We start from the raw sequence: 21,532 nt of genomic DNA on the forward strand, positions 1-21,532 counted from the left end.
TCCCTTCACCCTCTTATTCGCGAGAAAGCCAATACCCCCACCCTTGATCCCTCCCCACAAGGGGGAGGGAGACGATGAGCTCCGACCCATCAGCCCTGCGCCTCCCTCCCCTTGATGGGGAGGGAATGAGGGTGGGGTGACAGCCCGGTACAGCAGTGAGCGCATCAGATGGCCTACTGTACCGCCGCCAGCATTTCCTCGATCCAGGCCGAAGAATTGGCGGTGATTTCGGCTTCATCCAGCGTCAGGGTCTTTTCGGGCTGCGGCAGACCCTGGAAGGCCGGATCGAGTGCGTCGCCCAGATCGACCACCGGGAACATCCAATTGGTGGTCGGAATATGCGCCTGGCCTTCCACCGAGGTCAGATAGGCGAGGAAATCGCGCGCCAGCTCCTGATGCCCGGAGGATTTAAGAATGCCTGCCACTTCGATCTGTGGGAAGTGTCCCTCGTTGAACATGGCCGCCTTGATCGTGTGATCGTCCGCATCGAAGATGTGATAGGCGGGTGAGGTCGTGTAGGAGAGCACCATATCGGCCTCGCCATCGAGAAAGAGCGCATAGCTTTCGCTCCACTCGCGGGTAATGGTCAGGATATGGGGCTTGAGCCCCTCCCAGATTTCTGGCGCTCGGTCGCCATAGGCAGCCTTGACCCAGAGCATCAATCCCAAGCCCGGCGTCGCCGAACGCGGGTCCTGAATGGCAATCTTGATATCGTCGGGCAGCGCGATCAGCTCTTCGAACGAGGCGGGGGGCGTATCCATGGTGTCGGTGTCCCACATAAAGGCGAAATGGGAATAGTCGAACGGCACGAATTGCTCGTCCATCCAGTCGCCGGGCAGGTCGAGATGGCTCATATCCAGGCCGTGATCGGCAAACAGGCCGGTGGCGCGCGCTTCCCCGGCAATGGCGGTATCCAGACCCAGGATCATGTCGGCCTCGGTGCCCTCGCCCTCGAGCTGCACCTTGCGCAGGGTGCCAATGGAGCTGTCGGCAGCCACCCAATTGACGGTGCAATTGCAGGTGGCTTCAAACCCTTCCTTGAGCGGAACACCAGGGCCCCATTCAGAAGCGAAACCATCATAGGTATAGATGGTGAGGGTGGGTTTATCCTGGGCAATAGCAGCGCCGGAAAGCCCGGCAAGAAGGACCGCAAGCGCCAGCGAGGAGGATTTGACCATGTCGGTCTCCCTTCGTTTGGTGTGCAGCCATGGGTGAAGGGATGTGTCAATGGATCGAGGCGCACGAGGACACCTCTTGCCATCTCGAACTTCCTCCGCCAGCATGACCTGGTTCAGGTTCTATGGGTAACTCTCAGCTCCGGCAGCAACCGGAACACCCCAGCGAGACGGTGCGGACCTTATTGAGAGTGAACCAAGAGTGCAATCCCCCATTCCTTCCGGCGAAAAAACGCTTCTGAGCTTCAGCCGACCCCTGGCCATTGTCGGCGGCGGCACCGTGGATGCCGGGCTGTTGCGCGACCTGGTCGAGCGCAATGTCGCCCTGGTCGCCGCCGATGGCGGTGGCAATACACTGGGGACCGCCGGCCTGGTTCCCGAAGCCATTCTGGGTGATCTCGATTCGCTGGACGATCTTGCCGGCTGGGCCGAACGCACGCGCGTCATCCACATCCCCGAACAGATCACCACCGACTTTCAAAAAGCGCTTTATTCGACCGCTGCGCCGGTCACCCTGGCCCTGGGCATGACCGGAAAACGCCTCGACCACACGCTCGCAGCGCTCGGCGCCTTGCTCGAGGTCGCGCCGCACCGCCAGGTGATCCTGGTCGATGAAACCGATGTTGCGCTTGCCGTATCGGGATCTTTTGCCTTCGACGCCTCAGCCAAGGAACGGATTTCAATTCACCCGCTGGTGCCCATCGTTTTTGAACGCACGGAAGGCCTGTTCTATCCGATGAACGGGCTGCTGCTCGATCCGGCAGGCCGGCTGGGAACATCCAATGAGGGCCTGGGCGGGCGCGTCGAGATCGTGCCGAAGGACGATACGCCCTGGCTATTGATCCTGGGCCGCGAGCGCCTGTGGGACTTGGTGGAATTGTGTTTGGAGCAGCGATAAGGGCGGTGCCGCTCCATCCACGGTGCCGTCCTCGTGTTCGACACAAGGACCTGTTGCCACGAGCAGGAGGATTGGTGTTTGAGACGAGTGGTCCTCGGGTCACGCCTGAGCGCGGCACAGCGCTGTAACAGCGTCAGTCTCGTCAAACGCCATGACTATCGTCCTAAACCGCCTCCCCCAGGCGGAATTGCAGCTTGGCCAATTCGGCATAGCGGCCACCCTTGGCCACCAACTCGTCATGCGTGCCGGAATCGATGATCTTCCCATCATCGAGCACGAGAATAGTATCGGCGTCGCGGATGGTGGCGAGGCGATGGGCGATGACAAGCGTTGTGCGGCCCGCCATCAAATGCTCGAGCGCCAATTGCACCAATTGCTCCGAGCGCGCGTCGAGCGCGGAGGTCGCCTCGTCGAGCAGCAGGATCGGCGCGTTCTTGAGAATGGCGCGGGCAATGGCCAGGCGCTGCTTCTGCCCGCCAGAAAGCATGACGCCGCGCTCACCCACCACTGTTTCATAGCCCTGGGGCAGGTCGGCGACGAAATCATCGACCAAAGCGGCCTGCGCTGCGGCCACCACTTCGTCCATGCTGGCATCGGGTTTGCCGAACAGGATGTTTTCGGCAATCGTGCCGGCAAAGATGATCGGTTCCTGCTCGACATAGGCAAAGCGCTGCCGGAGATCGGCCAGCCGCACATCGCGAATATCGACGCCGTCGACCGAGATCGTTCCGGCCGTCACATCGTAGAAGCGCTGCAGCAGCGACAGCGTGGTCGACTTGCCCGAACCCGAGGGCCCGACCAGCGCCACCGTCTCGCCTTTGCCCACGGCAAAACTGACATCATGGAGCACGGTGTCGCCGCCAGAACCGCCATAGGAAAAGCTGACATGATCGAAGGTGACCGTGCCCAGCGCGGGCAGCGGCAGTGCCTTCGGACGGACCGGGTCGGTAATTTCGGCCTCGGTATCAAGAATTTCGGTCAGCCGCTCGGTCGAACCGGCCACGGTCTGCAGGGAGCCCAGAACTTCGGACACATTGGTCAGCGCCCCGGAGGCCATCAGCGCATAGACCAGGAACTGCGCCAATTGCCCCGCAGAAACCGAGCCCTCGAACACCGAACGGGCGCCCCACCAGACCAGGCCAACCAGCGCCGCCGTGCCCAGAAAGATCACCATGCCCACAAGAAAGGCGCGGGCGCCCAGTCGCCTGACTTCGGCATTGTAGCTGGCCTCGCTGCGCGCATCATAATGAGCCGCCTGCCCCGCTTCCTGGGTGAAAGCCTTGACGGTGCGGTTGGCCCCCAGCATTTCGGTGGCCATTGCCGACAGATCGGCCAGCGCGTCCTGAGTGCGGCGGGACATACCACGCAAACGCCGCGAATAGATCATCACCGGGGTCAGGATAGCCGGCAAGGCCACGACCACGGCCAGGGTCAGCACCGGGCTGGTCAGGACCATCATGATCAGCGCGCCGATAATGGTTACGATGGAGCGCAAGGCCAGAGAAAAGCTCGAACCCACCGCACCACGGATAACGGTGGCATCGCCATTGAGGCGGCTGGTCAATTCGCCCACTCTATGGGTGTCGAAATAGCGGGCCTCGAGCCGCAGCAGATGCGCGAATACCGCTTGGCGCAGATCGGCAACGACCCGCTCGCCAATCACCGAGATGAAATAGAAGCGCGCGCCACTGGCTACCGCCATGATCGCGGCGATACCGATGATCAGCCCGCCATACTGGCCCACCCTGTCCAGATTTTGCGCGATGAACCCCTCATCGATCGCACCGCCCAGCACCGCCGGAATGGCCAGCGAGGCAATTGAGGACACCAGGAGAAACAGGATGGTCAGCGAAAGCCGCACCGGATAGCGCAACAGAAACGGCAACAGCCGGCGCAAGGGCTGGAGCTGGCGCGGCGCGGCGCGAACCTCGGACACGATTTTGTCGGGATCGGTTTCCGCCGTAACGGCCTGATCTGTCATGGCTGAAACACGCCGCTCTCGAAGTGGGATCGGCCGCAGCCGTTGACTGCCCCCATATAGGGCCTGCCCCCGATGCCCGCAACCGCGCGGAGCGGGGCTATATTGCCGCGCCGCTTATGTGCAACAACCGATTCTGCACCCTTGCGGAAGCTGCACTTCTGCGCTAGGAAGCCGCCCAACACCAGTTTGATGCTCTCCGGGCGCTGCGGCGCCCGTTTGATTTGAGGCAAGGCTATGAAGACCGATATCCACCCCGACTACCACACCATCAACGTGGTCATGACCGACGGCACCACCTACCAGACCCGCTCGACCTGGGGCAAGGAAGGCGACACGCTGCAGCTCGACATCGACTCCAAGACCCATCCCGCCTGGACCGGCGGTTCGGGCCAGCTCATGGACCGCGGCGGGCGCGTGTCGCGCTTTAAGGAGCGCTTCAAGGGCCTGGGTATCTAAGCCCAACCGATTTGACTTTATGCAGAGCCCGGCCATCGCGCCGGGCTCTGTTGTATCTCAAGCTGTGTTTGGCTGGGCGCCGCTTTAATCCGTGCGACCGAAGGCGGCCTTGAGGCGCGAGAGCTGATCGGCAATGCCATTGGCCAGGCCGGGCGTTGCCGCAGGCAGATCGCCCTTTTCCAGCGCATCGAGCTGCATCACCCGCTCAAACAGACGGTCGCCCTTGTCGATAAAGTCGCGCAATGTGGCGGGCAACTCGTCATAACCAGGGCCGCCGCGTTCCGACGGTGTTGCGGAGAACTTGACCTTCTCCTTTTCGGAGCGGGCATTTTCGCTGGAGATCTCGCCCTCATTGACCGCGCGCTGCAACAGCAGCCAGGACGCCAATTGCATGAGACGCGTGGTCAGGCGCATGGATTCGGTGGCGTAGAGGAAGCCGGCCTCGCGCGGCAGCACACGGCTTTCAACCCGGCCTTCGGCATCGAGATAGGCCGCTACGGCCTCGATCAGCCCCATGCCTTCGCGATAGAGCGCGTCGAACCCGCTCGATGCCACCATTCGGGGCCCGATCGAGACTGCCTGCCTGATTTCACCGCCATCGGCCACGCGCATTCCTCCGATGCCGCCATGCTAGCGCCAAGCCGCCGCGGGGTCATCCTAGAGGTCCAACTATTGTTAATTTTGTGGTTGAAGCGTGGCGCGCCAAGCCCCAGTCCAGAAAAAGAAAAAGAGCCGCAAGGATGCAGCTCTCGAAGTTAACAGGGAGGCGTCAAACAGAGGGAGAAACCACTCTGAAAAATCCAGAACAAATCTGAATAATAAGACGTTACCGCCCAAAGATTAATTCGACCTTAACAGGCATCGATTTCTTAACCCTGCCTATTGACGTCACAGCAGCCCGGCAGGGGGACGCTCGAGCAATGCGCGGCCGGTGAGCGTTATGATGGGTTCATTGCCCACCAGTTCGATCCAACCCTTGGCATAGAGCGGCGCCATATCGTTGCGCCGACTCATCGGCTCGCCGCGGGCCAGCGCGCTCAATGACGCCAGTTCCGCCGCCCTGACACCTTCCAAAATTATGTCGTCCTGCCGCAGCATAACTCAAACTCCTCCATGGACGATTGCGAAATGCAGACGGGGACCGCCGCTTGTCCATTGGCAAAAGGTCGGATCGGCCCCACCCTTCACCAGCTACCGCCACGTTTCCCCGACCGTCTCGCACGCCTCGTTCGCCAACACGCACCCTGCGCCAATCGGCACGGCCGAAAAACCATAACGTTTTGTTAAGGCTAACGGCGCTGTCGATTAAATGAGCAGCGGACCATTTGGTGCCATCACGAAGTCAGCCCGCTCAGAACTTGAACGCCGCCTCCGCTGCCCGGCGCGAATCGCCCTTGGCCTCGATTGCGACCTTGAGACGGGAAATTTCGCCCTCCAGCAGGGTGATGCGCTCCTGCAACTCCTCCACCGACAAGGCATCGAGCGCCATCCCCACATCATGGCTGACAGGATGCTTGCGATCTTCCTCTTCCATCATGGCCATCACGTACTCCCACACAAACACATTGCCAGTTTAGCGCAGCCACCTTGCCCGGCAAGCCGGCTTGCGCCAGCATCGGCACCATGACATTGCCCGATCACATGATTGCTGTCGCCATCACCAGGCCCGGTGGCCCCGACGTCCTTGCGCCTCGCACCGAACCGCTGCCGCAAACCGGCCCGAGTGATGTCCTCATTCGCGTTGCCGCCGCTGGGGTCAATGGCCCGGACCTGGCGCAAAGGCGCGGCCTATATGCAGCCCCACCCGGCGCCTCGCCGCTGCCGGGACTGGAAGTGGCCGGCGAGATTGTCGCCGTGGGCGAGGCTGTCACCGGGTTTGCCCTGGGCGACCGGGTCATGGCGCTGACCAATGGGGGCGGCTATGCCGAATATGTCGCGGTGCCCTTCGGACAGGCTCTGCCGGTGCCGCAAGGCTGGAGCCTGACCGAGGCGGCGGCACTGCCCGAAACCTGGTTCACCGTGACCCAGACCCTGGTCATGCGCGCCGGACTGGACAAAGGCATGAATGTGCTTATCCATGGCGGCGCCGGCGGCATTGGCAGCGCAGCCATCCAGATCTGTTCGATCGTTGGCGCCCGCGCCATTGCCGTCGTCTCCGATGCCGACAAGGCCGATTATTGCGGCCGGCTTGGCGCCATGGCCATTATCGACCGGACACGCGAAAGCATCGCGGAGCGGGTCATGGCGCTGACCGACGGCCACGGTGCCGATCGGGTGGTCGACCTGATCGGTGGCGCGCTGACTGCCGTCAATATCGCCGCCTCGGCCCGTGGCGGCCATATCGTGCAGATATCGACCCTTGAAGGGGGCACGGCAAATGTGCCGCTCAGAACCATGATGGCCAAGGACCTGACCCTGTCTGGTTCCACTCTACGTCCGCAAAGCGCAAAGACCAAGGCAGCCATCGCGTCCCATATAAAACAGGCCTTCCTGCCTGCACTTGCGGCACTGGACTGGATCAAGCCGAACATCGCTACCGTCCCTCTGGCCCAGGCCCACCGCGCCCATGCCGAGATGGAAACCCGCGGCCACCGCGGCAAGCTGGTGCTGCTCACCGCTTTCGGTGCAGCAGATCGGGCCAGTTAGCCGTTGCGATTACGCGGCATTTTCCCTATATTGGGCGTCAGTTCCCCCTCAGCATTTGGCCAAGAGGCGGAGCGGCCCGGAGGAAGACCGGCCGCGCCAGCAGGAGAAATTTAGCTATGTCCCAGTCCCTTCTGATGCCCAAGGCAACCGCCGTGTGGCTTGTGGACAATACCGCCCTTTCCTTCGACCAGATCGCCGCCTTCTGCACGCTGCACCCGCTCGAAGTGCAGGGCATTGCCGATGGCGACGTGGCCAGCGGCATTATGGGCGTGAACCCGATCCAGAATGGCCAGCTGACCCGCGAGGAAATCGAGAAGGCGGAGGCCGATCCGAGCTATCGCATGAAGGTCTCCGAGCCCAAGGTTCGGGTTGCCGCCGTCAAGCGCAAGGGTCCGCGTTACACGCCGATTTCGCGCCGCAATGAGCGTCCCAATGCCATTAAATGGCTGGTGCGCAACCATCCCGAGCTCAAGGACGCGCAGATCATGCGCCTGGTCGGCACCACCAAATCGACCATTGAATCAGTGCGCGAAAACACCCACTGGAACGCGGCCAACCTGACAGCCATGGACCCGGTGACCCTGGGCCTTTGCAGCCAGATCGATCTCGATCTCGAGGTCAAGCGCGCCAGCAAGGATGCGCCTGCCCAGGCCGAATTCAACGAAGGCACCACCCTGCTGACCGCCGAGGAGGCCCTGGCCCGTGCCAATGCACGCCTGGCCCCAGAAGGCGAAGGCGGTTTTGACGGCGAAGGCGGCGGCCATGGCGCATCGGCCGCCGATGACGAACTGGACGCCGATTCGGTTTTTGCTAAATTGAAGTCGCTGAAGTCCGACAACGAAGAATAGTCAAACGAGGCCAGCAGGATGCAAGACAATATTCTGCTGGCCATCTTCGCCCTGCTGGCCGCCAGTGCCGCGCTGGTGCCGCTGGCCAAGGCCGCTGGGCTGGGAACCGTGCTGGGCTATCTGGCAGCCGGCATCCTCATTGGCCCCTATGGCCTGAAACTGCTCACCGACAGCGAAACCATCCGCCATACATCCGAGTTCGGCATCGTGCTGATGCTGTTTCTCATCGGGCTCGACCTGCAGCCGCGCGAGGTCTGGCGCATGCGGCACAAGGTGCTGGGCCTGGGCCTGCCCCAAATGTTGCTGACCACAGCGGCGGTCGCGCTGATCCTGCAGGCCTTCGGCTATAGCCTCAACACCGCGATCATTGTCGGCATGGCCTTTGCCATGAGCTCGACCGCCATTGCCATGCAGACCGCCGAACAGCGCGACATCACCCGCACCGATGCGGGGCGAGCGAGCCTGGCGGTGTTGCTGGTGCAGGATGTCGCCGTCATTCCCATTCTCGCCATCGTACCTATTCTGGCCTTTGCAACGCCGGGGCCGGGTCTTGGCGCCGAAATCACCGAAGCGGTGTCGGACGTCGAAAACCCGGTCTTCTGGCGGACCTCTTTGCTGCTGCTCGCCACCTTCGGCGCCGCCATAGTCGGCGGTCGATTTGTGGTGCGCCCGCTTCTGTCCTTTGTCGCGCGGACGGCCGTGCGCGAGGCCTTCACCGCGCTTGCCCTGGCGCTGGTGATCGGTGCCGCATTGGCCACCCAGGCCCTGGGTCTGTCGCCGGCGCTGGGCGCCTTCATAGGCGGCGTATTGCTGGCCGATAGCGAATATCGCCACGAGCTCGAGAGCAATCTGCAGCCCTTCAAGGGCCTGCTGCTGGGCCTGTTCTTCGTCTCGGTCGGCATGTCCATCGCCTTTGCCGAATTTGTCAAAACGCCATGGCTGACAGTGGCCCTGGTGCTGGCCGTCATCGCGGTAAAATTCGCCATTCTGCTTGGCCTCTGCACCCTGTTCCGCATGAACCGGGCCGACCGGCTGCTGGTGGCCGTTCTCCTCAGCCAGGCCGGCGAATTCGCCTTTGTCGTTCTGCAATTTGCGTCCAACAACAACGCCTTGGCCGAGGATGCCTATGCGCTCTTCACCGTGGTGGTGGCCCTCTCCATGGCGACCACGCCGCTTTTGCTGCTGGCCTTCGACAAACTGATCGCGCCGCGCCTGGATGCCCGCGGCAACAAGCAGCAGCGCGACGCCGATACCATCGACCAGCATCGGCGCATCGTGGTCCTGGGCTATGGCCGGTTCGGCCAGATCATCACCCGCATGCTGCGCAGCTATGGCTATGACATGACGCTGATCGACGACGACGCCGCCCAGATCGAGCTGGTCCGCCGCTTCGGGATCAAGGTCTATTACGGCGACGCCTCGCGCACCGATCTTCTGCATGCGGCCGGCGTCGGCCACGCCGAACTGGTGATAATCGCGGTCGGCGGCGCTGACCGCATCCTTCAGATCGCTCGCAATGTGCGCCGTCACTTCCCCCATGTGGCCATTGCCGCTCGCGCCGTGGACCGCGAACATGCCCATGCCTTGATGGATCTGGGTGTGACCCTGTTCGAGCGCGAAACCTTCCACTCGGCCCTGCATCTGGGTAAGCGCGTGCTGACCCATCTCGGGCATGATGAGGCCGAAGCCGAGCAATTGGCGCGCGACTTCCACGCCCGCGACCAGGAATTGCTGCAACGCGCTTTCGACCTGCGCGACGATCGCGAGGCCTATTGGGGCATGGTCCGGCAATCCATGACCCTGCTCGACGAGGCCATGCAGGCCGATGCGCCCGACACGCCCGAGACGGCCAAAAAAGACAAAGGTCCGGGCAAGCTTGACAAATCACGCCTGCCAAGATCGGGTTAGGGCGTTTCCAGCAAAGTCTCAGCGGATTTGCGGTTCGGAAACGCACCCGACACCTCTCGACCCTCGCCTCTCCGGACGTCTATTCCCCATGATCGACCCCCTTTTCGTCACGATCGCCGTGATCGCGGTGCTTATTGTTGGCTTGTCCAAGGCCGGTCTGCTCGGTGGCCTCGGCGTTGTCGGCGTGCCGCTCCTCACTCTGGTCATGGCGCCGCGCGACGCCGCCGGCATGATGCTGCCGGTCCTGCTCTGCATGGATGCGGTAGCCATCTGGATGTACCGCAAGGAATGCGATTGGGGATTGCTCAAGATCATGCTGCCGGGCGCCGCCATCGGCACATTGATCGGCTGGGCGCTCTGGGCGGTGGTCAGCGATGCCATTGTCTTGCTGATGGTGGGCGTCGTGACGCTGCTTTTCGTCATCGACGCGGTCTTTCCCATCCGCAAGAAGCTCGAAGGTCTGCCCCCCTCAAAACCCTGGGGTGTGTTCTGGGGCGGTGTGGCCGGTTTTACCAGCTTCATCTCCCATACCGGGGGGCCTCCATTCCAGATCTACACCCTGCCCCGCCGTCTGCCCCCAGCGGTCTATGCGGGCACGACCGCCTTCTTCTTTGCCATCGTCAACACCGCCAAGCTGGTGCCCTATTATTTCCTGGGCCAGCTCAACATGCACAATCTGACCTTGTCGGCTGCGCTGGCGCCGGTGGGCGTGCTCGGCGTCTTTATCGGCATCTATCTGGTGCGCCGCATCGATGCGCGCCTGTTCTATCGCATTGCCTATTGGCTGGTTTTCCTTCTGGCGCTGCAATTGATCTGGGAGGGTACGAGCCGGCTGCTGTCGGGGGCGTAGTGATCCCATTGCCCCCACTGCCTGAACAAGCATCCCCCTCACCGACCCGGCTTCGCCGAGCCACCTCTCCCCGATGGGGAGAGGAACGGGAAACGGCGTTCGCCTCTATTCTTCTCCCCATCGGGGAGAAGGTGGCGCGCAGCGCCGGATGAGGGGGCGGCCCGTGCAGAGTGGAGTGGTCCGCGGCACTATCCCGCCCTTCACAGCCGGACTCTGCCTCGCTAAGGTCCGCCGCAAAACCTGTTACTCGGAGTCGCGTAAATGTCCGCTGCCGCCCAAAAAGGCCACAACCAGTTCGGCAACCTGCCGGTTTGGGATCTGAACGATCTCTATCCCGGCAAGGACAGTGCCGAATTCAAGGCGGCGATGGACCAGGCTAGGACTATGGCCGCTGCCTTCGAGACCAAATACAAGGGCAAGCTGGCCGCACTGACCACCTCGGGAAAGCTGATCGAGGCCATCAAGGACAGCGAAAAGCTGGGCGACCTCACCGGCCGCATCGACTCGTTCTCGTTCCTCCAATATGCGCAGAAATCGACCGATCCGGATCGCGCCAAATTCATGGGCGACACCAATGAGGCGCTGACCAACCTCTCCACCCGCATCCTGTTCTTCGAGCTCGAACTCAATCGCATCGATGACGCCGAGCTGGATGCCGCGCTCGACAGGGACCCCGAGCTGGCGCGCTACAAGACCTGGTTCGCCGATCTCAGAAAAGCCAAGCCTTACCAGCTCGATGACAAGCTTGAAGAGCTGTTCCACGACAAGTCGGTGACCGCCTATTCGGCCTGGAACCGGCTTTTTGACGAGACGTTGTCCAGCCTCGAATTCGAGGTCGATGGCGAAACGCTCAATCTTGAATCCACCCTCCACCTGCTCTCGGAAAAGGATGAGGCAAAGCGCGAGGCGGCCTTCAAGGCGCTGGCCAAGACGCTTAAGGCCAATGGGCGGCTGTTCACTCACATCACCAATGTCTTGGCCAAGGACAAGGAAATCTCGGACAGCTGGCGCGGCTACAAGGATATTGCCGATAGCCGCCACATGGCCAATTCGGTCGAGCGCGAAGTGGTCGACGCCCTGCAGACCGCCGTGCAGGCCGCCTATCCCCGCCTCTCGCACCGCTATTACAAGATGAAGGCGAAATGGTTCGGCAAGGACAAGCTCAATGCCTGGGACCGCAATGCGCCGCTGCCCACCAGCGACGAACGCATCTGGGACTGGGATACGGCTGTCACGACCGTGCTCGATGCCTATGGCCGCTTTTCACCAGACCTGGCGGAGGTCGCAAAGCCCTTCTTCAATTCGGGCTGGATCGACGCGCCGACCGGCAATGGCAAGCTTTCGGGCGCTTTTGCCCATCCCACCGTGCCCAGCGCCCATCCCTATCTGATGCTTAACTATCTCGGACGCACCCGCGATATCATGACGCTGGCCCATGAACTGGGCCATGGCGTGCATCAGCGCCTGGCAGCGGCGCAGGGCCCAATTCTGGCCAATACGCCTCTGACCCTGGCCGAAACCGCCTCGGTCTTTGGCGAAATGCTGACCTTCCGGGCGCTGCTCGACAAGACCACCGACCCCAAGCAGCGCTTTGCGCTGCTCTCGGGCAAGGTGGAAGACATGCTCAACACCGTGGTCCGCCAGATCGCCTTCTATGCCTTTGAGCGCAAGGTGCACACCGCGCGCCGGCAGGGCGAATTGCGCACCGAGGAAATCAATGCGCTCTGGCTCGAAGTGCAGGCAGAGTCGCTGGGCGAGGGCATTATCGCCAATGAAGGCTATGAGACCTTCTGGGCCTATATTCCCCACTTCATCCATTCCCCCTTCTATGTCTATGCCTACGCCTTTGGCGATTGCCTTGTGAACTCGCTCTACGCACAGTATGAGAAAGCCAGTGAAGGCTTTGCGGAGCGCTATTTCGAGCTTCTCAAGGCAGGGGGCAGCAAGCATCATTCGGAACTGCTCAGGCCATTTGGCCTGGATGCAAAGGACCCCCAATTCTGGTCGCTCGGCCTCTCGATGATCGAGCGGTTGATCGACGAGCTGGAAGCCACATCTCCCTGAGATGGGACTTTCGGCGTAACACGAAGTGACGACTGTACTTTCGAGGACCTGATGGCCAAAACCCGCCCTGAACACCACGCCGCCCCGGTACTGGAATCCGCCATGGACTATGCCGAGCATGAAAAGACCTATAACGGCTTCATCAACGGGGTGAAGTGGTCGCTATTGGCAACGGCCGTGCTGGTGGTGATCCTCTATTTCGTGATCAATCCCTGATCAGAAACCAGTCAGCAGGCAAATGAGACGAGCCTGCCCGCGGGCAGGCGGGCAGGAGAGTTTCCATGAAAATTGCCGTTCTGCGTGAGCGGTTCGAGGGTGAGAGCCGGGTCGCGGCAACCCCCGAAACCGTCGCCAAATATATCGGGCTTGGCGCCGAAGTGGCCGTCGAAAAGGGCGCTGGCACAGGTTCGCGCATTTCCGACGACCAGTTCAAGGAGGCGGGGGCGACCATTGGTGCCACGGCGGCCGCCACGCTCAAGGGTGCCGATATCGTGCTCTGCGTGCGCCGTCCTGCCGCCTCCGAGCTTTCCGGCGTCAATAAGGGCGCGCTGGTGATCGGCGCTCTCGATCCCTATGGCAATGAAAAGGACGTCGCGGCCCTTGCCAAGGCGGGGGTCGCCGCTGTTTCCATGGAATTCATGCCGCGCATCACCCGTGCGCAGGTCATGGATATTCTCTCCTCCCAGGCAAACCTGGCCGGCTATCAGGCGGTGATGGAAGCCGCCGCAGTCTTTGACCGCGCCATGCCGATGATGATGACTGCCGCCGGCACAGTGCGCCCGGCCAAGGCCTTCGTGATGGGCGCCGGCGTTGCCGGCTTGCAGGCAATCGCCACGGCAAAACGCCTGGGCGCAGTGGTTTCGGCCACCGACGTGCGTGCCGCTGCCGGCGAGCAGGTGGAATCCCTGGGCGCAAAATTCATCATGACAGACGCGCTCAAGGACGCTTCGGGCACTGGCGGCTATGCGCGCGAACTGACCAAGGACGAGCAGGCCGCCCAGGCTGAACTGGTTGCCGGTCACATCTCCAAGCAGGACATCGTCGTCACCACCGCGCTCATTCCGGGCCGCCCCGCGCCCAAGCTGGTGAGCAAGGCCATGGTGGAATCCATGACCCCCGGTTCGGTGATCGTCGACCTGGCCGCCGAGCGTGGCGGCAATGTCGAATTGACCCAGCCGGGCAAGGTCATCATCCATAATGGCGTCACCATTATCGGCTATACCAACCTGGCCGCTCACATCCCGACCACGGCCAGCCAGCTCTATGCCCGCAACCTGCTTTCCTTCATCGACACGCTTGTTGACAAGAAGGAGAAGAAGCTCGCCATCAACTGGGACGACGAACTGGTCAAGGCCACTGTGCTGACCCGCGACGGTGCCGTGGTGCATCCGAACTTCATGGCTGCAGCCCCGGCCGCGGCGCCCAAGGCGGACACGGCTCACGACATCGCAGCCAAGCCTGCGTCAGCAAAGAAGCCCGCTGCGAAAAAAGCCCCGGCCAAGACCGAGATGGCCCATGATCCCGAGGCCAATTCGGCCCCGGCAAAAAAACCGGCAACGCGCAAACCCGCTGCTAGCAAGGCTACGGCCAGCAAGGCCGCGACGGCGCCCAAAGCCGATATTGCCCACGACCCGGAAGCCAAGCCGGCCTCGCGCAAGCCAGCGGCCCGCAAACCAGCGGCCAAAACAGCGGCAGCAGAGCCGCATCCGCAGTCCGACGCAACCGCCAAGGCCCCTGCCGCAAAGAAACCTGCTGCCAGAAAGCCGGCTGCGAAGAAGCCTGCCGCCCCCAAGGGAGGAGAGAAATAAATGGAAGCAACTGCTGAAACCGTGGCCAATGTCGCCGCAGCGGCCCATGGCGCCATTGGCGGCGCCATCGACCCCTTCACCTTCCGCCTCGCCATTTTCGTGCTGGCGATCTTCGTGGGCTATTTCGTGGTCTGGAGCGTCACCCCGGCCCTGCACACCCCGCTGATGAGCGTCACCAACGCCATCTCCTCGGTGATCGTTGTGGGCGCCCTGCTCGCTGTGGGCGTGCAACTGGCCAATGACGCAAGCTGGGTCTCAAAGCTCTTCGGCTTCATCGCCCTGGTGTTCGCAAGCGTGAACATCTTCGGCGGGTTCCTCGTGACCCAGCGCATGCTGGCCATGTACAAGAAGAAGGGCTGATCGAAAATGATCGACGCAAATATCGCCGCCCTTCTCTATCTGGTCTCGGGCGTTCTGTTCATCCTGGCCCTGCGTGGCCTGTCCCATCCATCCTCGTCGCGCCAGGGCAATATGTTCGGCATGGTCGGCATGGGCATTGCCGTGCTGACCACTTTGGCCGTGGCCTCGCCCAGCGATTGGGTAAGTTGGCTGCTCATCGTCGGCGGTCTCGCCCTTGGTGGCGGCGTGGGCGCCTATATCGCCCGCTCGGTCAAGATGACCGACATGCCGCAATTGGTTGCCGCCTTCCACTCGCTGGTGGGCCTTGCCGCGGTCTTTGTCGCCGCCGCCGCGCTCTATGCGCCGGAAGCCTTCGGCATCGGCGCTGTCGGCGCCATCCATGGCCAGGCCCTGGTGGAAATGTCCATCGGCACCGCCATTGGCGCCTTCACCTTTACCGGCTCGGTCATCGCCTTTGCCAAGCTCAACGGCAATATGAGCGGCAAGCCGATCATCCTGCCCATGCGGCACCTGATCCATATTGCCATGGGCGTGGCCATTATCGCCTTGGTCTGGGCCTTCACCGTTAGCGGCAATCCGTGGCTCTTCTGGCTGATCACCATTCTCGCCCTTGTGCTGGGCGGGCTGATGATCATCCCCATCGGCGGCGCCGACATGCCGGTTGTGGTCTCTATGCTCAATTCCTATTCGGGTTGGGCTGCTGCCGGCATCGGCTTCACCCTGGGCAATACCGCGCTGATTATCACCGGGGCTCTGGTCGGGTCCTCGGGTGCGATCCTCTCCTACATCATGTGCCGGGCGATGAATCGTTCGTTCATCTCGGTCATCCTGGGTGGGTTCGGGGGCGACGCCGCTGCTGCCGGTGCGGGCGCCGAGGACGACCGCCCGGTCAAGCAGGGCGCCGCCGACGACGCAGCGTTCCTCATGAAAAATGCCGGCAAGGTCATCATCGTCCCCGGCTATGGCATGGCCGTCGCCCAGGCTCAGCATGCGTTGCGCGAAATGGCCGACCTGCTCAAGGCCGAGGGCGTCGAGGTCAAATATGCCATCCATCCGGTGGCTGGCCGCATGCCGGGCCATATGAATGTGCTGCTGGCCGAAGCCAATGTGCCCTATGACGAAGTGTTCGAACTCGAGGACATCAACTCCGAATTCGCCCAATCGGACGTGGCCTTCGTCATCGGCGCCAATGACGTGACCAACCCCTCGGCCAAGACGGACAAAACCTCGCCCATCTATGGCATGCCGGTTTTGAACGTTGAGGATGCTGGCACGGTGCTGTTCATCAAGCGCGGCATGGCAGCCGGCTATGCCGGGGTGCAGAACGAATTGTTCTTCCGCGACAACACCATGATGTTGTTCGGCGACGCCAAGAAGGTAACCGAGGACATCGTCAAGGCATTTGGCCACTGACCGTCCCGAACCTCAAATCCCTCCGCTGGCGGGATTTGAGGTCAGCGGCCACCAGACCTATGGTCGACTGGCTTGCTTGAATGGCGGTTAGCGACACACAGGTCGTCATGAAGAAGAATGGATTGTCCATCGGGAAAGCGCGGCCATGATCGCCGCGCTTTTTTCATTCGCCATCGCGAGCCTGCTGATCGAGCTGACACCGGGCCCGAACATGACCTATCTCGCTGTTCTCGCCGCCGCGCGGGGCCGCGTGCCGGGCCTGGCCGCCGTGGGCGGGGTGGCATTGGGCCTGACGCTGCTGGGCGCGCTGGCCGTACTCGGCCTGGGCGCGCTGGTGCTGGAACATCCCTGGCTCTACCAGAGCCTGCGCTGGGCCGGCGTGGCCTATCTGCTCTACCTTGCCTGGGAGGCCTGGAGCGACTCGCGCAAGCCCATCGACGCGCTTTCCCCGGACGGGAGTAATTGGCGCTATTTCCGCCGCGGGCTGATGACCAACCTGCTCAACCCCAAGGCCGCGCTCTTTTACATCACTGTCATGCCCAGCTTTTTCACTGCTGCCACGATGCGTGAAGCCATACTGTTCAGCGCCGTCTATGTGGTCGTTGCCACCGGCATCCACGCCGGCGTGGTTCTGCTCGCCGGTAGCGTGCGACCCCTGCTGACCGCCCCGCAGCGGCGGCGCGCCATGGGCTGGATCTTTGCTCTGCTTTTGCTCGGCATCGCCGTCTGGGTGGCGATGGCGTCGGCCCGCTAAAGCAAGTCGGTTGAAACGGACTTACCCTACCTGCTCTAACCCTTTGTTTTATCGCATGTTCAAACCGGAAAGCAGCTAAGCACTTTCCTGAACATGCTCTAGAAGCAGTTTCATCGGTGGCGCGCTTGTCCTAGTCTTTGTCGCAGTGGGGAGGGGATCATGGCAAGAGCACCGAGAAAACGCACCACGGCGCCAGAGCCGATCAAACGCCAGGCCATCGTCATCGTCCACGGTCAGGGTGAGCAGCGCCCCATGGGGACCATTCGTGATTTCGTCGGCGCACTCTGGCAGAACAATCCGCAACTTGATACGCCCGGCGAAGCCTATCCGCGGCCGCGCCCGATCTGGATCGTCCCCGACGACAAAAGCGGGCTTTACGAACTCCAGCGGATCACTACGCCCGAACATAATGGCCGCCGCACCGACTTTTTCGAGCTCTATTACGCCGACCTGCTGAACGCCACGCCGTTGCGCAATCTCTGGCGCTGGATCAGGCGGTTGCTCTGGGTCGACCCGGCTCATGTGCCGGTGCATATGCGCTGGCCCTGGGCTGTCTTCTGGATGCTCACAGTGCTGGCCGCCATCAGTGCCCTGGCCGCCATTCTGGCCCTGCCGCAAGTACTGGACACCCATTGGTACGACCACTTCGTTTCGCCGGCGGCCTGGCGCGGCCATGCGATCAGCATTACCGGCCTGGCCCTCATTCTCCTGCCGAAATTTTTCGGCCCGCTCTCCTTCATCAAGCGGCTGCCGCGGCAATTGTTGATCCTGGTGGTCGCCATAGGCATTCTCGACAGCTTCGGCTGGAACGGCCATGTGGCCAATCTCATGGTTCTGGGCACGCTGGCCTACCTGGCCGCGACATTGTTGCTGCCCTATTTCGGGGATGCTGCCAGCTATCTTTCGGCCCAGACCGAAACCGTCCAGAGCCGGCAGGGCGTGCGCAATCGGGGGCTTGCTCTGCTCAAGGCCCTGCATGAAGACCCCGAATATGATCGGGTGGTTGTCATCGCCCATTCGCTGGGCTCCGTGCTGGCATACGATTTGCTGCATATTTTCTGGCGCGAAGTGGGGCCCACCAAGGACAATCCGCCCAGCCCCGAGGCGCTGGCGGCCTTTGCTGCTATCGATGACTTCGTCGCCAATGCGCCGAGCAATGCCTGGACGGCGGATCAGGTTGCCAAGTACCAAAGATTGCAATGGCAGCTTTTCGACGCTCTGCGCACGCAGAAAGGTGCAGCCGGCGCCAGCGCATTATCAGGCTGGAAAATTTCCGACCTCGTGACCTTGGGATCGCCCCTGTCCAGTGCCGAATTCCTGGTAACCGATGGCAGCGCCGACTTTGCCCGCATGAAGACCGAGCGTGTATTGCCCACCGCCCCGCCCCAGCCCTATGACAAGGCCAGGGGCGCGATCTATCCCGACCCGCAAAAAGGGCCTGTGGCACATCACGCGGCGGTCTTTTCCGTAGTACGCTGGACCAATCTGTTCGACCGCAGTCAATCGCCGCTCTTTCTTTTGGGCGACGCGATTTCAGGCCCGCTTGCCGGGGCAGAGCGGTTTGGGCCGGGCATCAGGGACCGCAAGGTGGAGATCACCTGGGGGCGGCTGGGTTGGCGCCTGTTCACCCATAATTTCTACTGGACCGATACCGCTCCAAAAGACAAACCGCCCACCGACCATATCACCGCTTTTCGCGATGCCGTGGGTCTCGAACGCGCCTGACTGGTCTAGCTCGCATTGGTCAGGAACTGCGCCCCGGTCCGGCCGCTGCGCCCGATACGGTCGCCCGGATTGCGCAGAGGACAGGTCTCGGTGGAGAGACACCCGCACCCTATACAGCTCGAAAGGCCATCTCGGAGCCGCTCCAGCTGGCCGATACGGGCATTGAGCGCATCGTGCCAATAGGCCGACATGCGCTCCCAATCCTCTGTGGACGGCGCCTTGTCGGCCGGCAGACCTGCCAAGGCCTGCCCGATCTCCTCAAGCGTCATCCCCACACTCTGCGCCACCTGAATGACGGCGACCCGCCGCAATACGCTGCGCTCATAGCGGCGCTGATTGCCATTGGTTCGGATCGATTGAATCAAGCCCTTGCGTTCGTAAAAATGCAGAGCCGACACGGCGACCCCCGCCCGCCGGGCCACCTCGCCCACACTCAACAGGCTTTTAAACATCGCACTTGACCTCAACTAATGTTGAGGTTGTAGCAAGAGGACCGATCGATCTCAAGCCGGCGCCACGCCGGTACCAGGAGGCCCCATGGACGATATATTCCGCCTAATGCTGTTCATTCACATCGGCGCCTTGCTCTTTGCCGCAACCACCAATCTGATCATGCCCGCGCTCGTGCCACGCATGATGGCCCTGGGCCCTCAGGGGCGCGAAACACTGGGCCCATTGACCAGGCAATTGGGCATCAATGCGCGCCTGAGCCTGCTCACACTGGTGGTCACGGGTATATTGATGGTGGCCATCCGCTACGATGTCGGGCTCTGGGCCAATCCATGGTTCGCCGCCAAAATGGTCTTTGTGGGCATTATCCTTCTGGCGGTGGGCCTTAATTTCACCCCGCTGGCGAAAACCATTCCGCCAAAGGTCTTCGGCCTTTTGACCCGGACGGCCCTGGTCGGCACGATCTTTTGCGCCGTGCTGGCCTTCAACTGAACCGGCAAATCCCGATCAATAATGCGGCGGCGGCTTTTCCGTCGCCGGATCGGCAATATAGCTGCCTGAACGCACCTGTTCCTCGAGCATGGCCAGTTTCTTGCTCAAAAGGTCGATGGTCTTCCATTGCGCGGTCAGCGCCATATTGAGCTCTTCGATGGTCTGGTCCTGATAGGCAATGCGCGTTTCGAGCGCATCGATCCGGTCATTCTGCTCGCTGCCACTCATCATGCATTCTCCATGCTGGTACCGCCCGGAATAGGGGGCTGGCCGCGCATCTGCAAGAGGCGGCGCCCCTCGCACTCCTTGACGTAAACGGAACCCTTGGCACCCGCCACCCATTGATATGGCGTAAAAGCCAAATGGGGAGCCAGGCAAATGGCCGCCACAGCATTGCCAAACCAGACCACCGCCATCCCTCGCCATACAGGCCTTGTGCCAGCGCGGCATGTTCTAGGTCTCGCATTTTGTGCGGGCCTGCCCCTTGGGCTATTCGGCCTGACCAATCTGGGGGTCGAGGCAATGGGGATGATCCCCCTGTTCTTCTCGCCGTTCGGCATGCCCGGTCCCGTCGGGGCCATAGTGCATCTGGCCCAATTGGCACTGCTGGGCACCGCCTGGTGGGTTCTTTGTCGCGACGCTCCAAAATCCCTGGCCCGCCATTGGCTCACCGGATTGACGGTGGCTTATATTGCCTTGCCCTTCATCACCCCGCCCCTCGATTCCCTGCAATTGAGCCTTGTGAGCACATTGTTGCTCCTGTTCTGCCTGGCCACATTGAACCGCGTCGGCGCCGCCTCTGCGCGATCAGGCTGGCTGCTGGCACCCGTATCGATCGTCCTGGGTACCAGCGCGGCTTTGGGCCTGATCCTCACGGCCGCCTATACGCCGCCCTTCGCCCTGGTGCCGGACGCCCAGATTCACAACGCGGCCTAACAGTTACCTCGAAGTACCCTCTTGCCAGCTTCGGCGCGGACCGCCATCTGGGCGGGACGTTTCAATTTTGCGTGGAGAGCCCCATGTCCAAGCTGCTCAAGATCGATGTCTTTACCGACGTGGTCTGCCCCTGGTGCCTTGTGGGCTCGGCGCGACTGGACCAGGCCATCGCCAAACTGCCCGAGGACATCGAGGTTGAGATCGAAAATCATCCCTTCTATCTCGATCCCACCGTCCCGCCTGAAGGTGTCGATGTCGGCGAGATGCTGCGCCAAAAATATGGCCGCGATCCCGCCGAAATGTGGGCCAGGGTGGAGAGTGAAGCGGCCAAGGCCGGCATAGAGCTCGACCTCAGCCAGCAGCCGCGCATGTTCAACACCGCCAAGGCCCATACCCTGACCCGGCTGTCCAAGGCCAATGGCAATCAGCACGAATTGGCCAATGCCATTGCCGAGGCCTATTTCCTCGACCATCGCCAGATCAACGACGACAACATTCTCGTCGATATCGCGGTCGAGCATGGCTGGGACCGCGGCGATGCGCTCGACGCCATCAATGATGAACACGAGTTGACGCTGACTGCCCAACTGGCCATCAATGCCGCCGAACAGGGCATTCGCGGTGTTCCCTTCTTTGTTTTCGGCGGCAAATATGCCCTGTCGGGCGCGCAGCCTGACGCCGTTTTCGCCCAGGCGCTCGACAAGATCATTTCCGAACTCTGACAGCCCTTTGCAGCCTGCTATAGTGGGTGCAAATCGCTTATCGGGA

General features: G+C 62.0%; 22 protein-coding genes, 1 pseudogene and 1 riboswitch. Of the genes and pseudogenes, 16 read left to right on the forward strand and 7 right to left on the reverse strand.

The annotated features are described in order from the left end of the window. Positions 1 to 173: 173 nt before the first annotated feature. Complete coding sequence (thiB, locus tag V8Z65_RS14775) at positions 174 to 1,178, reverse strand: thiamine ABC transporter substrate binding subunit (RefSeq protein WP_338720918.1); 1,005 nt, start codon at positions 1,176 to 1,178, stop codon at positions 174 to 176. Positions 1,179 to 1,251: 73 nt separating this feature from the next. Next, positions 1,252 to 1,350: riboswitch (TPP riboswitch) on the reverse strand. Between the two features lie 27 nt (positions 1,351 to 1,377). On the opposite strand from thiB, the gene V8Z65_RS14780 reads away from it, so the two are divergent. Continuing rightward, the gene (locus V8Z65_RS14780) at positions 1,378 to 2,073 is read left to right on the forward strand and encodes a thiamine diphosphokinase (protein ID WP_338720919.1); all 696 of its coding nucleotides are present in this window, start codon (positions 1,378 to 1,380) and stop codon (positions 2,071 to 2,073) included. A 163-nt stretch (positions 2,074 to 2,236) separates the two neighbouring features. On the opposite strand, the gene V8Z65_RS14785 is transcribed toward V8Z65_RS14780, so the two are convergent. Continuing rightward, positions 2,237 to 4,054, reverse strand: coding sequence for an ABC transporter transmembrane domain-containing protein (locus V8Z65_RS14785; RefSeq protein ID WP_338720920.1), 1,818 nt, complete (start codon positions 4,052 to 4,054; stop codon positions 2,237 to 2,239). A 234-nt stretch (positions 4,055 to 4,288) separates the two neighbouring features. On the opposite strand from V8Z65_RS14785, the gene rpmE reads away from it, so the two are divergent. Then, positions 4,289 to 4,510 carry a 50S ribosomal protein L31 gene (gene rpmE / locus V8Z65_RS14790; RefSeq protein WP_183311443.1) on the forward strand — a complete coding sequence of 74 codons (222 nt, stop codon included), beginning with the start codon at positions 4,289 to 4,291 and terminating at the stop codon, positions 4,508 to 4,510. 84 nt (positions 4,511 to 4,594) lie between these two features. Here rpmE and V8Z65_RS14795 read toward each other — a convergent pair whose 3' ends face one another. The 3 genes from V8Z65_RS14795 to V8Z65_RS14805 all read right to left on the reverse strand — a co-directional run bounded on the left by V8Z65_RS14795 (position 4,595) and on the right by V8Z65_RS14805 (position 6,053). Beyond that, the gene (locus tag V8Z65_RS14795) at positions 4,595 to 5,116 is read right to left on the reverse strand and encodes a DUF1465 family protein (protein ID WP_338720921.1); all 522 of its coding nucleotides are present in this window, start codon (positions 5,114 to 5,116) and stop codon (positions 4,595 to 4,597) included. 282 nt (positions 5,117 to 5,398) lie between these two features. Further along, on the reverse strand, positions 5,399 to 5,608 hold the full coding sequence (locus V8Z65_RS14800; RefSeq protein WP_338720923.1) for a hypothetical protein: 210 nt from the start codon (positions 5,606 to 5,608) through the stop codon (positions 5,399 to 5,401). A 253-nt stretch (positions 5,609 to 5,861) separates the two neighbouring features. Beyond that, positions 5,862 to 6,053 carry a DUF1192 domain-containing protein gene (locus V8Z65_RS14805; protein WP_338720924.1) on the reverse strand — a complete coding sequence of 64 codons (192 nt, stop codon included), beginning with the start codon at positions 6,051 to 6,053 and terminating at the stop codon, positions 5,862 to 5,864. Between the two features lie 44 nt (positions 6,054 to 6,097). Here V8Z65_RS14805 and V8Z65_RS14810 point away from each other — a divergent pair, with 44 nt between their 5' ends. The 11 genes and pseudogenes from V8Z65_RS14810 (at position 6,098) to V8Z65_RS14860 (ending at position 18,886) form a co-directional block, all read left to right on the forward strand. Further along, entirely contained in the window at positions 6,098 to 7,156 is a 1,059-nt protein-coding gene (locus tag V8Z65_RS14810) for an NAD(P)H-quinone oxidoreductase (RefSeq protein ID WP_338720925.1), read from the forward strand. A gap of 116 nt (positions 7,157 to 7,272) precedes the next feature. Further along, a complete protein-coding gene (locus V8Z65_RS14815) occupies positions 7,273 to 8,004 on the forward strand; it encodes a cell cycle transcriptional regulator TrcR (protein WP_338720926.1) in 732 nt (243 codons plus the stop codon). An 18-nt stretch (positions 8,005 to 8,022) separates the two neighbouring features. Further along, positions 8,023 to 9,912 (forward strand): monovalent cation:proton antiporter-2 (CPA2) family protein, encoded by a 1,890-nt coding sequence (locus tag V8Z65_RS14820; protein ID WP_338720927.1) that lies wholly within the window; start codon positions 8,023 to 8,025, stop codon positions 9,910 to 9,912. A gap of 88 nt (positions 9,913 to 10,000) precedes the next feature. Beyond that, positions 10,001 to 10,762, forward strand: a complete 762-nt coding sequence (locus V8Z65_RS14825) for a sulfite exporter TauE/SafE family protein (protein ID WP_338720928.1) — start codon at positions 10,001 to 10,003, stop codon at positions 10,760 to 10,762. A 261-nt stretch (positions 10,763 to 11,023) separates the two neighbouring features. Continuing rightward, positions 11,024 to 12,826 (forward strand): M3 family oligoendopeptidase, encoded by a 1,803-nt coding sequence (locus V8Z65_RS14830; protein ID WP_338720929.1) that lies wholly within the window; start codon positions 11,024 to 11,026, stop codon positions 12,824 to 12,826. Positions 12,827 to 12,877: 51 nt separating this feature from the next. Next, positions 12,878 to 13,021: pseudogene (locus V8Z65_RS14835) on the forward strand (aa3-type cytochrome c oxidase subunit IV); the annotation flags it as partial. Positions 13,022 to 13,107: 86 nt separating this feature from the next. Beyond that, positions 13,108 to 14,634 (forward strand): Re/Si-specific NAD(P)(+) transhydrogenase subunit alpha, encoded by a 1,527-nt coding sequence (locus tag V8Z65_RS14840; protein ID WP_338720930.1) that lies wholly within the window; start codon positions 13,108 to 13,110, stop codon positions 14,632 to 14,634. Next, the gene (locus V8Z65_RS14845) at positions 14,635 to 14,994 is read left to right on the forward strand and encodes a proton-translocating transhydrogenase family protein (RefSeq protein ID WP_338720931.1); all 360 of its coding nucleotides are present in this window, start codon (positions 14,635 to 14,637) and stop codon (positions 14,992 to 14,994) included. 9 nt (positions 14,995 to 15,003) lie between these two features. Continuing rightward, on the forward strand, positions 15,004 to 16,407 hold the full coding sequence (locus V8Z65_RS14850; protein ID WP_338724037.1) for an NAD(P)(+) transhydrogenase (Re/Si-specific) subunit beta: 1,404 nt from the start codon (positions 15,004 to 15,006) through the stop codon (positions 16,405 to 16,407). Positions 16,408 to 16,552: 145 nt separating this feature from the next. Further along, on the forward strand, positions 16,553 to 17,161 hold the full coding sequence (locus V8Z65_RS14855; RefSeq protein WP_338720932.1) for a LysE family translocator: 609 nt from the start codon (positions 16,553 to 16,555) through the stop codon (positions 17,159 to 17,161). Positions 17,162 to 17,320: 159 nt separating this feature from the next. Next, positions 17,321 to 18,886 carry a hypothetical protein gene (locus tag V8Z65_RS14860; RefSeq protein WP_338720933.1) on the forward strand — a complete coding sequence of 522 codons (1,566 nt, stop codon included), beginning with the start codon at positions 17,321 to 17,323 and terminating at the stop codon, positions 18,884 to 18,886. A 5-nt stretch (positions 18,887 to 18,891) separates the two neighbouring features. Here V8Z65_RS14860 and soxR read toward each other — a convergent pair whose 3' ends face one another. Further along, positions 18,892 to 19,338: a redox-sensitive transcriptional activator SoxR gene (gene soxR / locus V8Z65_RS14865; RefSeq protein ID WP_338720934.1), complete on the reverse strand. Its 447-nt coding sequence runs from the start codon at positions 19,336 to 19,338 to the stop codon at positions 18,892 to 18,894. Between the two features lie 85 nt (positions 19,339 to 19,423). On the opposite strand from soxR, the gene V8Z65_RS14870 reads away from it, so the two are divergent. Beyond that, positions 19,424 to 19,828: a hypothetical protein gene (locus tag V8Z65_RS14870; RefSeq protein ID WP_338720935.1), complete on the forward strand. Its 405-nt coding sequence runs from the start codon at positions 19,424 to 19,426 to the stop codon at positions 19,826 to 19,828. A 15-nt stretch (positions 19,829 to 19,843) separates the two neighbouring features. On the opposite strand, the gene V8Z65_RS14875 is transcribed toward V8Z65_RS14870, so the two are convergent. Continuing rightward, positions 19,844 to 20,059, reverse strand: coding sequence for a SlyX family protein (locus V8Z65_RS14875; RefSeq protein ID WP_338720936.1), 216 nt, complete (start codon positions 20,057 to 20,059; stop codon positions 19,844 to 19,846). Positions 20,060 to 20,206: 147 nt separating this feature from the next. Between V8Z65_RS14875 and V8Z65_RS14880 the strand changes: the two genes are divergently transcribed. Together V8Z65_RS14880 and V8Z65_RS14885 are read left to right on the forward strand one after the other, a co-directional pair. After that, positions 20,207 to 20,764 carry a hypothetical protein gene (locus tag V8Z65_RS14880; protein WP_338720937.1) on the forward strand — a complete coding sequence of 186 codons (558 nt, stop codon included), beginning with the start codon at positions 20,207 to 20,209 and terminating at the stop codon, positions 20,762 to 20,764. 83 nt (positions 20,765 to 20,847) lie between these two features. Beyond that, a complete protein-coding gene (locus tag V8Z65_RS14885) occupies positions 20,848 to 21,486 on the forward strand; it encodes a DsbA family oxidoreductase (protein ID WP_338720938.1) in 639 nt (212 codons plus the stop codon). Positions 21,487 to 21,532 lie beyond the last annotated feature (46 nt).

Origin of the sequence: Devosia sp. XK-2, from assembly GCF_037113415.1 — a bacterium.
In the GTDB taxonomy this organism is placed as follows: domain Bacteria; phylum Pseudomonadota; class Alphaproteobacteria; order Rhizobiales; family Devosiaceae; genus Devosia.

Excerpts from the sequence above, each read along its gene's own strand:
- thiB (WP_338720918.1), bottom strand. The coding sequence starts at position 1,178 with ATGGTCAAATCCTCCTCGCTGGCGCTTGCGGTCCTTCTTGCCGGGCTT.
- V8Z65_RS14785 (WP_338720920.1), bottom strand. The coding sequence starts at position 4,054 with ATGACAGATCAGGCCGTTACGGCGGAAACCGATCCCGACAAAATCGTG.
- rpmE (WP_183311443.1), top strand. The coding sequence starts at position 4,289 with ATGAAGACCGATATCCACCCCGACTACCACACCATCAACGTGGTCATG.
- V8Z65_RS14800 (WP_338720923.1), bottom strand. The coding sequence starts at position 5,608 with ATGCTGCGGCAGGACGACATAATTTTGGAAGGTGTCAGGGCGGCGGAA.
- V8Z65_RS14805 (WP_338720924.1), bottom strand. The coding sequence starts at position 6,053 with ATGGCCATGATGGAAGAGGAAGATCGCAAGCATCCTGTCAGCCATGAT.
- V8Z65_RS14815 (WP_338720926.1), top strand. The coding sequence starts at position 7,273 with ATGTCCCAGTCCCTTCTGATGCCCAAGGCAACCGCCGTGTGGCTTGTG.
- V8Z65_RS14820 (WP_338720927.1), top strand. The coding sequence starts at position 8,023 with ATGCAAGACAATATTCTGCTGGCCATCTTCGCCCTGCTGGCCGCCAGT.
- V8Z65_RS14825 (WP_338720928.1), top strand. The coding sequence starts at position 10,001 with ATGATCGACCCCCTTTTCGTCACGATCGCCGTGATCGCGGTGCTTATT.
- V8Z65_RS14830 (WP_338720929.1), top strand. The coding sequence starts at position 11,024 with ATGTCCGCTGCCGCCCAAAAAGGCCACAACCAGTTCGGCAACCTGCCG.
- V8Z65_RS14840 (WP_338720930.1), top strand. The coding sequence starts at position 13,108 with ATGAAAATTGCCGTTCTGCGTGAGCGGTTCGAGGGTGAGAGCCGGGTC.
- V8Z65_RS14845 (WP_338720931.1), top strand. The coding sequence starts at position 14,635 with ATGGAAGCAACTGCTGAAACCGTGGCCAATGTCGCCGCAGCGGCCCAT.
- V8Z65_RS14855 (WP_338720932.1), top strand. The coding sequence starts at position 16,553 with ATGATCGCCGCGCTTTTTTCATTCGCCATCGCGAGCCTGCTGATCGAG.
- V8Z65_RS14860 (WP_338720933.1), top strand. The coding sequence starts at position 17,321 with ATGGCAAGAGCACCGAGAAAACGCACCACGGCGCCAGAGCCGATCAAA.
- soxR (WP_338720934.1), bottom strand. The coding sequence starts at position 19,338 with ATGTTTAAAAGCCTGTTGAGTGTGGGCGAGGTGGCCCGGCGGGCGGGG.
- V8Z65_RS14870 (WP_338720935.1), top strand. The coding sequence starts at position 19,424 with ATGGACGATATATTCCGCCTAATGCTGTTCATTCACATCGGCGCCTTG.
- V8Z65_RS14875 (WP_338720936.1), bottom strand. The coding sequence starts at position 20,059 with ATGATGAGTGGCAGCGAGCAGAATGACCGGATCGATGCGCTCGAAACG.
- V8Z65_RS14880 (WP_338720937.1), top strand. The coding sequence starts at position 20,207 with ATGGCCGCCACAGCATTGCCAAACCAGACCACCGCCATCCCTCGCCAT.
- V8Z65_RS14885 (WP_338720938.1), top strand. The coding sequence starts at position 20,848 with ATGTCCAAGCTGCTCAAGATCGATGTCTTTACCGACGTGGTCTGCCCC.